Consider the following 11,590-nt stretch of genomic DNA (forward strand, 5'->3'; position numbering starts at 1 on the left):
TTGTGGTGTCCCGCCCTACCTCTGATACCTCGCGAGCACCAGATTTCCGTCCTTCACCAGGCGTTTGCGCAGTTCACCGAGGCCGATCGAGCCGCTGTAGTACTCCTGGAGGGCGGGCGTCGCGACCTTGTCCTTCCACTCCGCGTAGCCGCGCACCGACTGCGCCGGGGCCGAGCGGAGGTCACCGGCGAGGGCCGTGCCGGTCGCCCAGTCGTTCTTCTCCGTGTGCAGGGCCGGGTCCTTCAGCGCCTCGGTGCCGGTGGGCAGCATCCAGTCGCCGAGCGCGAGGCGCACCATGTTGGGCGGCCGCAGCAGGAAGTCGATGAACTGCGCCGCCTCCTTCTTGTGCGGGCTGTCCTCGGCGACGGACAGGGTCTGCGGGGAGACGCCCTGGGCGAGCCCGTCACGGCCCGCGGGCGCCGGGAGCACCTGCCAGTCGAATCCCTTGGGCGCCTGCTGGACGATCTGCTGGCGGTAGGAGAAGCCGAGCGGGACCATCGCGTACTTGCCCGCGAAGAAGCCGGGAAGCGTGTCCGAGCCGCCCATGCCGAGCGTCGCGCCCGAGGCGCTGCCGTCGGTGTCGACCTGGTCGTGGACCGTGCGGGGCACGACCTGGTCCGCGGCGTCGAAGCGGACCGTCACCTTGCCGTCGGCGCCGCGGTGGAACATGCGTCCGCCGGCCGAGAGGGAGAGGTTGAGGGTCGCCGAGACGGGTTCCTTCAGCGGCCACGCGACACCGAACTTCTTGCCGCCGCTCAGCTTCTTCGTGACAGTCCTGAACTCCTCCCAGGACCAGGGCTTCTCGGGCGTCGGGATGCGTACACCCGCCGCCTCGAGGATCTTCGCGTTGGCGATGAGGACGCGCGGCTCCTGGAGGAACGGCACGCCGTAGACGCCGTCACCGAAGGTCGCGGTCTCCCAACTGTGCTGCGGGATATCGGACTTGAGGCGGGCGGGCAGCAGGTCCCGCAGATCGGCGAGGTAGCCGCCGTACGCGAAGTCCGCGAGGTCGTCGGAGGCGTCGTGGATGACGTCGGGCGCCTCCCCTCCCTCGAAGGAGGTGAGCAGCTGGTCGTGGACGCTGTCCCAGCTGCCCTGGACGTACTTGACCTGGATGTCCGGGTGCGCCGCGTTCCACTCCTTCACGAGCTGCTTGTTGGCGTCGACGGACTCCTTCTGCCAGGCGAGGGACTGGAACTCAAGAGTGATCTTGCCGTCGTCGGCCGTCCCGCCGGACGAACAGCCGGTGAGCAGCAGGGCCACGGCCGCGGCTACGGCGGCCAGCCGGGACACGCGCCTCATGACTTCACCGCCCCGGTCAGCATCCCGCCGGTGAGTCTGCGCTGGATGAGCGCGAAGATCACCAGCGACGGCAGGGTCGCGAGGAACGCCGCGGCGGCCAGCGGCCCCAGGTCGGCGACGCCCTCCGCGCCGAGGAAGTGCGTCAGGACCACCGGCAGCGTCTGCCGCTCCGGGGTCTTCATCAGGACCAGCGCGAAGAAGAACTCGTTCCACGCGGTGATGAACGCGAACAGGGCCGTCGCCACCAGACCCGGCGCGAGCAGCGGCGCCGTGACGGAGACGAGCGTGCGCAGCCTTCCGGCTCCGTCGACGGCGGCCGCCTCCTCCAGCTCGGGCGGCACGGCCCGGACGTAGCCGACCAGCATCCACAGTGCGAAGGGCAGCGACCACACGACGTAGACCATGGTCAGGCCGGGCAGCGAGTTGATCAGGTGCAGGTTCTTCAGGATCAGGAAGAGCGGGATGATCAGCAGGACGAACGGAAACGCCTGGCTGACCACCACCCAGCCCGTCGCCGCGCGGGACAGCGCGGAGCGGTGGCGGGCCATCACGTACGCCATCGGGGTCGCGATGACGACAGCGATCAGAGCCGCGCAGACCGCCACGAGCACGGAGTTGGCGGCGGCCCTCAGGAGGGGCTGCTCGTCGAAGGCCTGGCGGAAGTTGGCGAGTGTGGGGTCCTTGGGTATCCACGTGGGGTGCAGGCTCGCGAGTTCGCGGGGCGGCTTGAACGCCGTGGAGATCAGCCACAGGAACGGGAACGCGAGGAAGACGAGATAGGCGAGCAGCGCGAGGTACTGGCCCGCGCGCGCCGGCCTGCTCGGCCGGATGCCTGTACGGGTACGGCTCACTGCTCGTCGCCTCCCTTGAGCCGGCCCACGAGGTAGAAGGCGAGGATGACCGAGATGACCGCGACCATCGCGCAGCCCATCGCCGCCGCGTAGCCGAACTGGCCGTAGCGGAAGGCCTCTTCGTAGGCGAAGAGCATGGGCAGGCGGGTCCGGCCGCCCGGGCCGCCGTTGGTCAGGACGTAGACCAGGGCGAACGAGTTGAAGTTCCAGATGAAGTTGAGCGCGGTGATGGCGAGGGCGACCGGCCTGAGCGCGGGCCACGTCACCGCGCGGAAGCGGCCCCAGGCGCCCGCGCCGTCGAGCGCGGCGGCCTCGTGGAGTTCGGGCGAGGTGTTCTGGAGTCCGGCGAGAAGGGCGACGGTGGTCTGCGGCATGCCCGCCCAGATGCCGACGACGATCACCGCGGGCAGCGCGGTCGCCAGACCGGTGAGCCAGTCGCGCCCGTCACCGAGGCCGAGGTCGCGGATGGTCTCGTTGAGGATGCCCGCGTCCGGGTTGTAGACGAGGCGCCACATGATGCCGACGACCACCTCGGGCATCGCCCAGGGAATGATCGCGAGCGCCCGCGCCAGCCAGCGGAAGCGGAGGTTCTGGTTGAGCAGGAGCGCGAGGCCCAGCGCGAGCAGGAACTGCGGGACGGTCACCCCGACCGCCCACAGCAGGCCGATCCGGAACGAGTCCCAGAACAGCGTGTCGTGCAGCAGGTCCTGGAAGTTGAGCGCCCCCACCCACTGGGTCGGCGCCGTACGTCCCGCCTGCGAGTCGGTGAACGCCAGCGCGATGCCGTAGAGGAGGGGCCCCACGCTGAGCACGAGGATGGGGATGAGGGCGGGCAGGACCAGGAACCAGGCGCCGCGGTCCGCCGGGCGCCCACTGCCCGGCGGTCCTGGCGCGCGCTTCGCCGGCCGCGTCGTTGCGGTCGCCAATGTCACGTGTTCGGCTCCTTCGGACGACGGGTGCGGCACCGGCCGTCCCGGCGGCCCCCGTCATCGTGCTGAGGGACCCGTGCCTCGTCAAGCCGCTGCGCACGACGTTGTCCGTTACGGCGCCGACCGGGGCGTATGCGCACGTGAAGCGGATGCGAGACTGGGCCCGGACCATGGGATCGGCGGGAGGCAAGTGATGGACGAGGGGCAGGCTCGGAAGGTGCTCGCGGCGGCGGGGCTCTCCGGCGGGCAGCGGGGCGGCGGGCAGGAGGCCGAGCTGCTGGCGCTCGGCGAGAACGCCGTGTTCGCGCTCGGTGACCTCGTGGTCAAGGTGGGGCGCGACCCCGAGCTCCTGGAGCGGGCGCGGCACGAGCTCGCCGTCGCGGGCTGGCTCGCCGGCCGGGGCGTGCCGGCCGTGCGCGCCGCCGAGCCGGAGCCGCTCCTCGTGGACGGCCACCCGGTGACGCTGTGGCACCGCGTTCCGGCCGCGCTGCGCCCCGCCGAACCGCGCGACCTGGCCGAGCTGCTCCGCCTCGTGCACGCCCTGCCCGCGCCGCCCTTCACGCTGCCGCGCCGCGAGCTGCTCGGCGGCGTCGAGCGGTGGCTGCGGCTCGCGGGCGACGCGATCGACCCCGCCGACGCGGCGTACCTGCGCGAACGGCGCGACGGCTTCGCGGACGCGGCGGCGGCGCTCGTCCCGCGTCTGACGCCGGGCCCGATCCACGGGGACGCGCTGCCGCGCAACGTGCACATCGGCGCCGACGGGCCCGTCCTCGTCGACCTGGAGACGTTCTCCTCCGACCTGCGCGAGCACGACCTGGTCGTCATGGCGCTCTCCCGCGACCGGTACGGCCTCGACCCCGAGGCGTACGACGCGTTCACGCGGACGTACGGCTGGGACGTGCGGGAATGGGACGGGTGCGCCGTACTGCGCGGCGCGCGCGAGACGGCGAGCTGCGCGTGGGTCGCCCAGCACGCGCCGGCCAACCCCAAGGCGCTCACGGAGTTCGAGCGCAGGGTGGCGTCGTTGCGGGACGGGGATCCGGCGGTGCGTTGGTATCCGTTCTGACGGGTGCCGTTCCCGGCGGGTGACCGAACCTCCGCTCGGACATGGGCGGCTGAACTTCCGCTCGCGAGACGGCGGTTGGACTCCCGCGCAGGAGTTGTTGGACTTTCGCGCCGAATTCATCCGATCTCTTTCCTGCGGTGGGGTCCTGGAGCAAGGTACGGCGGAGTTGGCCGACCCTTGCCTGGAGGACCCGATGCCCGCACACCCCGAACCCGGCTCCGCCGTCTCCCGCCGCTCCGTTCTCAAATACGGCTCAGCCATCGGATCTCTCCTGGCCCTGAGCCAAGTCCCCGCCTTCACGGCGCAGGCAGCGCCGAGACCCGGCGGACGCCCGGCCGCGCCACGTCTGGTCCCCGAGGCCGACGCGCTCGCACTGCGGTACGGGTCCCCGGCCGCCGAGGACCAGCTCATGCGGGAGGGGCTGCCGATCGGCAACGGCCGCCTCGGGGCCGTCGTCTCCGGGCACCCGTCCCGCGAGGTCCTGTCCGTCTCGGACGTCACCCTGTGGACGGGCGGGGCGAACGACGCACTGGAGTCGGACGGCCAGTTCCCCTACGACACCGCCCACTTCGGCTCGTACGGCGTCCTCGTCAAGGCGTATCTGGAGGTGCCGGGGCACGACCCGTCCGCCGTGAGCGGCTACCGGCGCCGCCTCGACCTCAGCAACGGCCTGACGACGGTGGAGTACGAGCTCGGTGGCACCCGCTACCGGCGGGAGATCTACTGCAGCCACCCCGACGACGTGATCGTCGTCCGGCTCACGCGTGTAGGGGGTGGCACCTGGAGCGGACGCCTCACGCTGGCCGGGACACGCGGCGAGCCGATCACCGTGGACCCGGCCACCGCCTCGGCCGGCTTCGCCGCGAAACTCGACAACGGCCTCGCCTACGCCGCCATCGCGCGGGCCGCGACGCACCGCGGCGGCACGGTCGGCGCGAGCGGCTCCTCGGTCACCTTCGAGGACTGCGACGAGGTCCTCCTCGTCCTGAGCGGCGGCACCTCCTACTCCCCCGAGGCCGACGGGTTCATCGACCGCGACGCCGACCCGCACGCCACCGCAGCCGCGCGGACCACCGCCGCGGCGAAGGCCGGCGCGAACCGTCTTCTCGCCGCCCACGTCGCCGACCACCGCGCCCTGTTCGACACCATGAGCGTCGACCTGGGCGCGTCCACCGCCGCGCAGCGTGCCCTGGACACCGACAAGCGACTCCTGGCCCGGCAGGCCTCCGGTGGCCGCCCCGACCCCGAACTCGAGGCGTCGTACGTCCAGTTCGGCCGCTACCTCACCGTGTGCGGCTCGCGCTCCTCGCTGCCGCTCAACCTCCAGGGCCTGTGGATCGATCGGAACGACCCGGCGTGGATGGCGGACTACCACACCGACATCAACCTCCAGATGAACTACTGGCCCACCGACAGGACCGGCCTGCCCGACTGCTTCGACGCGCTCGCCGACTACTGCCTCGCCCAGGTCCCGCACTGGGAGAAGCGCACCCGCGAGCTGTTCAACGACCCGCGCAACGGCTTCCGCAACACGAGCGGCGAGATCGCGGGGTGGACCACGGCGATCTCCACCAACACCATGGGCGGCCCCGGCTGGTGGTGGCACCCGGCGGGCAACGCCTGGCTGTGCAACTCCCTCTTCGAGCACTACGAGTTCACCCTCGACCGGCGCTACCTGGCGAAGATCCTGCCGCTCCTGGAGGGGGCCTGCGCGTTCTGGGAGAAGCGGCTCGTCACGGCGTCGGTGAAGGATCCGGGGACCGGGGCGGACGTCGAGGTGCTCGTCGACGACCACGACTGGTCGCCGGAGCACGGCCCGACCGACGCGCGCGGCATCACGTACGCCCAGGAGCTGGTCTGGCAGCTCTTCGAGAACTTCCGCACCGCCACGGCGGCCCTCGGCATCTCCAAGGCGTACGCCCGCCGCGTCACCGCCCTCCAGGACAGGCTGTACCTGCCGCGCGTCAGCCCCACCACCGGGTGGCTGGAGGAGTGGATGGGCGGCGCGAACCTCGGAGAGACGCAGCACCGGCACCTCTCCCACCTCGTCGGACTGTTCCCCGGCGACCGCGTCAGCCGCGACCGCAGCCCGCACGACGTCCTCGTCGGCGTCGACAAGGGCCTCACGGCCCGCGGCATGGACACCTACGGCTGGGGCTGCGCGTGGCGCGCCCTGTGCTGGGCGCGGATGAAGGACGCGGAGAAGGCGTACCAGCTCGTCGGCACGGTGCTGCGGCCCTCCGTGAACCACAGCAACGGCACCGCGCCCAACTTCTTCGACATGTATCACCTGGGCGGCGAAAGCTCGGTGTTCCAGATCGACGCCAACTTCGGCACGACGTCCGCCGTGATCGAGATGCTCCTCTACTCCCGCCCCGGCCTCGTCGAACTCCTGCCCGCCCTGCCGGTCGCGTGGGGCACGTCGGGCAAGGTCACCGGCATCGGCGTGCGCGGCGGGTTCACGGCCGACCTGGAGTGGAAGGACGGCGTGGCGACGAGGCTCCGGCTCACCTCGACCGGTGGCCGCACCACCCGCGTACGGGCCGGGTCCTGGACGAAGGACGTCAGCCTGAAGCCGGGCGCGAGCATCACCCTGACCCCCTCGTACGCGTCGCAGCGCTACGTACTCGTCAACCGGGCCGACAGCGGCATGGCGATCGAGGTGTCGGGGACCGCCGAGTCCGCGCCGCTGGTCCTGGGCGCGCGCACGGGCGGCGCGTCGCAGCAGTGGAAGTTCGCGGAGGCTCTGGACGGCGGCGACCGCCTGACCAACGTGTACTCCGGCCTGACGGCGGACGTCAGCGGCGGCCAGGCCACGGAGAACGCCCCGATCGTCCAGTACCGGGCCACCGGCGCGGACAACCAGCACTGGCGCGCGGAGTCCACGGACGGTGGCCACCTCCGCCTGGTGTGCGTCCGCACGGGCAAGTCCCTCGGCACGGCCGGCGGTTCGACGGCGACGGGCACGGCGGTCGTCCAGCAGACGTACACGGGCGCGGCGTCGCAGCAGTGGCGGCGGGTGGCCGTGTAGAGCGGCACGGCGGCGGGATCTTCACGGAGTCACCGGCCCCCGGGCCGGTGACTCCGTGAAGTCCCCCGCCTCACCGCTCAGACCCCGGGCCCTGTCAGCTCCCGCATCGGCCACGTCGCCTCGACCACCGCCTGTGCGTCGCCCTTGCGGCGCAGGAAGGACTGGAAGTCCGCCGCCCACTGCGCATACCACTCGATCTGGGATGCGTGGAGCCGGGCCGGTCCGAGGGAGGCGACCTTCGGGTGGCGGCCGGCTATCGCGGAGGCCAGGCGCGCGGCGGCGAGGGCGTCGGCGGAGGCGTCGTGCGCGGATTCGAGCGTCACGCCGTACTCCGCGCACACCGCCTCGAGGTTCCGCTTGCCCTTGCGGTAGCGGTCCACCGAGCGGTCGATCGTGTACGGGTCGATGACGGGCGCGGGGTCCATGCCGCCGAGCCGCTCCCGCAGCGACGGCAGACCGTGGCGGCGCAGCTCGGCGGAGAGCAGGGTCAGGTCGAACGCGGCGTTGTACGCGACGACGGGCACGCCCGTGCGCCAGTACCCGACGAGCGTCTCCGCTATGGAGTCCGCGACCCGGTCGGCGGGCTCACCGTCGGACGCCGCTCTCTCGTTGCTGATCCCGTGCACGGCGACCGCGTCGGCCGGGATCTCGACCCCCGGGTCCGCGAGCCACTGCCGGTGACCCAGCGGCCTCGCGTCCTTGACCTCTATCACCGCGCCCGTGACGATGCGCGCCTCGCGCGGATCCGTCCCCGTGGTCTCCAGGTCGAAGCCGACCAGCAGCTCCTGGTGCCATCCCATCGCGGCCCCCTTCTTCATGGTGCGTCCCCGTGTCTCCCCAGTGGTCACCACGATGACATGGGGCACTGACAACGGGCCGGGAGCGTTCCGCTTCCCCGACGCGGCGGGGTCAGGACACGGGCCGGGCGTCCGCCCACGCCAGCTCGAATTCTTCGCGATACGTCGGGAAAAGTCCGGCTTCCTCCCCGTCCCGGGCGTGGGCCTTCACCACGCGCCCGGGCCCGCGCAGTACGAGGACCGGCGCCTCCATGCCCCTGGCCCGGCGCAGATACGACTGGACGACCCCGACGCCGTCCGACCCGTCGCCGTCGACGAGATACGCGGTGAACCGTGGCGTCTCGTCGTAGACCTGGATCTCGAAGGCGCCCGGGTCGCGCAGCCGGGCCCGCACCCGGCGCATGTGCAGGATGTTCATCTCGACGGCGCGGCTCAGCTCGCCCCGCTTGAGACCCAGCTCGCGCTCCCTGCGCTTGACGGCGCTGGAGGCGGGGTTGAGGAAGAGCAGCCGTACGCGGCAGCCGGACTCGGCGAGCCGGACGAGGCGGCGGCCCGAGAAGTTCTGCACCAGCATGTTGAGGCCTATGCCGATGGCGTCGAGGCGGCGCGCGCCGCCGAAGATGTCCTCGGCCGGGAACTGGCGCAGGAGGCGCACCCGGTCCGGGTGCACGCCCACGACATCGGCGTACCGGTCGCCGACGAGTTCCTCGACGGCGTCCACCGGGAGCCTGCGGGCGGACGGCACGTCCGAGCCCGCGCCGAGCATCTCCAGGAGCCGGCCGGAGGCGCGCTCGGCCTGGGCGAGGACGGCCTCGGAAAGGGCGCGGTTGCGCGAGACGACGTTCCGCGTCACCTCCAGCTCGTCGAGGGCGAGTTCGACGTCGCGGCGGTCGTCGAAGTACGGCTCGAAGCAGGGCCAGTGCTGCACCATCAGTTCGCGCAGCTGCGGCAGGGTGAGGAAGCTGAGGACGTTGTCGTCGGCCGGGTCGAGCAGATAGCCCTTGCGGCGGCTCACCTCGCGCACGGCGACGGCCCGCTGGACCCACTCCTGCCCGGCGGGCCCGGCGGCCGCCACGACCCAGTCGTCCCCGTGGACGGGTTCGTAGATGGGGCGCAGCACGGCGGCCACCACGGCCCGCAGCCGCTGTTCGACCAGGTTCAGCCAGATGTAGGCGCGGCCGGCCCGCTGCGCGCGCGTACGGACCTCGCTCCAGGCGTCGGCGCCCCAGGCGAACTCCGACTCCGGGCCGATCTGGGATCCCATGTCCATGGGCCGCGCCAAGGACACGGCTCCGGGCGGGACGTCAGCGGAGCTCCCCTCGTGACCTGTGTCACCAGGGGGCAGCTCCAGCCCACCCGAGCTCACCCACGCACCGCCTTCCGCTCCCCCGAGCAACCCCAGCAACGATCAAGGAAGGGTACTCCGGGAGCGGTCGGCGGTGCAGCCGGATGGGCAGGGTAGTTTCTCAACTACCGTTTCTGGGCACGCCGTTCTGGTCCGCGAGGTCGGCGGGAGTGAGCGGATTCATAGCGGTCACGTCCCTGGGGGCCAGCGAGAAGCCCTGCCAGTGGACCGGCATCGGCTGCTGGTCCTCGTCCCGGGCGATGTGGTGGAACCCGATGTTGACCCAGGTGATCGGGTGCGTGAGCGTCTGCCCGCCGACCCACTTGTCGACGCTGGCGCCGCCGCAGTGCCCGGCCGGGTTGTCGCTCGCGTACTGCTCGCACTTCTTGTACTCGGTGAAGTACACGTCGTGCTTGGTGAACGAACGGCCCGGGAACTTGCTGGAGCGGCCGGGCACGAACTCGTAGGACCTGGGATGGCCGTCCTTGTTCTTGCCCGCGGTGCTGACGACCCGCCACCAGCGCATGTCCTTCGCGTCACCGGCGAGTTCCTTGGTGACGGGGGTGCGGGTGGTCTTCGTGGTGGGGCTGCCGCTGCCGCGCGGCGCGGTGACCTTGGAGTCGTACTGCTCGACCTTGCTCTTGGGGGAGCCGTCGAGGCCGAAGTTGAGCCGCCAGAAGACGTTGTGGGCGTGGCTCTCGGCGTAGGCGCGGGCGCCCTTGCCGATCGGCCAGCCCTTGCCGTCCGTGCCGTTGTAGTCGTACGGGGAGATGCTGCCGGTCGCGCCGACGTTCGACGTGATCGTCCCGTCGGAGGAGAACCGCCACTCGGTGATGTATTCGTACCAGGACGCCTTGTTGACCGTGTAGACGAGGAGGTCCTTGCCCTGGGCGGTGTAGACCTTGCCGCTGCCGCCGGTGCTCTCGTCGTCGTTGAGCCGGTACGCGTGCCCACGCGCGCGCGTGGTGGTGCACAGGCCCTGCACGTTGCCCCGGTCGGGCACCTTGACGGTCTTGATGGTGCCGCCGGGGCACTCGCCGGGCTTCAGGTTCTGCAGGGCGTACCCGAAATCGGTGCCGGTGACGTCGTCGTACTCGTTCTCGCCGTCGTCGTAGGGCACGTGCACCTGAGCGAGGCGGGCGCTGGTGAGGACGGCGATCGGCTTGGGCTCGTCCTTGGGCTGGTAGCTGACGTCGTCGAGGACGAGCCCGGACAGCGTGTTGTAGTGCCAGCACATGCGCCAGGTCGTGCCCCCGTCGAGGACCTGCTCGATCTTGTACGCGGTGCTGCAGGCCGGGGCCGCGGCGGTGGGCGCCTGCGGGGCGGCGGTGGCGGGGCCCGCGGCGCTGACGGCGGTGCCGAGCAGCGCGAGGGACGTGAGGGCGACGGCGGCCCGGGCGCGGGCGCGCCGAAGTCTGTTGACATGCATACGGAATGACTCCTTCAAGCAGGAGGAGAGGCGGGCGTGAGGGACTCAGCCGAGGCGGCCGACGGTGCGCGCGCTGAGGTCGACGACCAGGGCGCGGGTGTCGATCCACGGCCCGTTCCTGACCTTGGTGACGACGCGCAGGCAGCGGTGCTCGCCGCAGGCGGTGAGGCCGGACGGGACGTGGGCGACGGTCTCCTTGCGGAAGACCATGCCGCTCAGTTCGAGCTGGTCCGTGCTCGTGAGCTGCTTGCCGGTGGCGTCCTTGTAGTCCTTCTTCAGGCCGGCGCCGAGCGGGTCCGCGATGAGGAGCTGGGTGGCCTCACGCAGCTCGCCGGGGCTCGGCGGCGGCTGCACGCCGTGCGCCGTGTCGGTGTTCTCGACCTTGCCGCTGTCGAGGTTCACGGTCCTGGTCACGACCGTGTCGGCCTTGTAGTCGTAGTAGACGACCTCGGCGCGCCGCTCTGCCGCCTGCGCGCCGCTCTGCGTGGGGTCCACCTCGCTGAGGTTCGTGGACAGGTGCTGCGGCCCCCGGTCGCCCTCGACGTCCCGCGCGCTCCTGCGCAGTCCGTTGCTCGCGACGGCGATCTGTTCGGCGCGCTTGATCTCGTCGTCGGTCAGCGGGTCCCTGCCGACACCCTTGTCGCCCTCCTTCGGCGCGGCCTCCACCACGCCGTCCTTCGGGATCGCGTCCTGCTGGGCGGAGCCGGCCTTGGCCTGGTCACCCGCGCCCGCCTCCCCCGGCAGGGTCACGCCCAGCAGCACGGCGGTCGCCACGGCCGCGACGGCCGCTCCCGCCATCATTTTCCCCAGATGGCGTCTTGCGAGCTCTCGCACATCTTC

General features: G+C 71.6%; 9 protein-coding genes. 2 read left to right on the forward strand and 7 right to left on the reverse strand.

Annotated elements, in window-relative coordinates:
- Window positions 1–15: 15 nt before the first annotated feature.
- Genes OG758_RS15480 through OG758_RS15490 form a run of 3 tightly spaced genes read right to left on the reverse strand, consistent with a single transcriptional unit; the run spans window position 16 to window position 3,085 of the window.
- Complete coding sequence (locus OG758_RS15480; protein WP_326710550.1) at window positions 16–1,302, reverse strand: ABC transporter substrate-binding protein; 1,287 nt, start codon at window positions 1,300–1,302, stop codon at window positions 16–18.
- A complete protein-coding gene (locus OG758_RS15485; protein WP_326715929.1) occupies window positions 1,299–2,132 on the reverse strand; it encodes a carbohydrate ABC transporter permease in 834 nt (277 codons plus the stop codon). The genes OG758_RS15480 and OG758_RS15485 overlap by 4 nt, the downstream gene beginning before the upstream one ends.
- 17 nt (window positions 2,133–2,149) lie before the next feature.
- The gene (locus tag OG758_RS15490; RefSeq protein WP_326710551.1) at window positions 2,150–3,085 is read right to left on the reverse strand and encodes a carbohydrate ABC transporter permease; all 936 of its coding nucleotides are present in this window, start codon (window positions 3,083–3,085) and stop codon (window positions 2,150–2,152) included.
- A 190-nt stretch (window positions 3,086–3,275) separates the two neighbouring features.
- Here OG758_RS15490 and OG758_RS15495 point away from each other — a divergent pair, with 190 nt between their 5' ends.
- Entirely contained in the window at window positions 3,276–4,148 is an 873-nt protein-coding gene (locus OG758_RS15495) for a phosphotransferase enzyme family protein (protein WP_326710552.1), read from the forward strand.
- A gap of 193 nt (window positions 4,149–4,341) precedes the next feature.
- Entirely contained in the window at window positions 4,342–7,179 is a 2,838-nt protein-coding gene (locus OG758_RS15500) for a glycosyl hydrolase family 95 catalytic domain-containing protein (RefSeq protein WP_326710553.1), read from the forward strand.
- 77 nt (window positions 7,180–7,256) lie between these two features.
- Here OG758_RS15500 and OG758_RS15505 read toward each other — a convergent pair whose 3' ends face one another.
- The 4 genes from OG758_RS15505 to OG758_RS15520 all read right to left on the reverse strand — a co-directional run bounded on the left by OG758_RS15505 (window position 7,257) and on the right by OG758_RS15520 (window position 11,584).
- Window positions 7,257–7,979: a 3'-5' exonuclease gene (locus tag OG758_RS15505; protein ID WP_326715930.1), complete on the reverse strand. Its 723-nt coding sequence runs from the start codon at window positions 7,977–7,979 to the stop codon at window positions 7,257–7,259.
- A 109-nt stretch (window positions 7,980–8,088) separates the two neighbouring features.
- Entirely contained in the window at window positions 8,089–9,342 is a 1,254-nt protein-coding gene (locus OG758_RS15510) for an SAV2148 family HEPN domain-containing protein (RefSeq protein WP_326710554.1), read from the reverse strand.
- Between the two features lie 100 nt (window positions 9,343–9,442).
- Window positions 9,443–10,750 carry a copper amine oxidase gene (locus OG758_RS15515; RefSeq protein WP_326710555.1) on the reverse strand — a complete coding sequence of 436 codons (1,308 nt, stop codon included), beginning with the start codon at window positions 10,748–10,750 and terminating at the stop codon, window positions 9,443–9,445.
- Between the two features lie 45 nt (window positions 10,751–10,795).
- Window positions 10,796–11,584: a Tat pathway signal sequence domain protein gene (locus tag OG758_RS15520; RefSeq protein WP_326710556.1), complete on the reverse strand. Its 789-nt coding sequence runs from the start codon at window positions 11,582–11,584 to the stop codon at window positions 10,796–10,798.
- Between the last annotated feature and the right edge of the window lie 6 nt (window positions 11,585–11,590).

Origin of the sequence: Streptomyces sp. NBC_01474 (assembly GCF_035918215.1) — a bacterium.
Taxonomy (GTDB): Bacteria; Actinomycetota; Actinomycetes; order Streptomycetales; family Streptomycetaceae; genus Streptomyces; species Streptomyces aureus.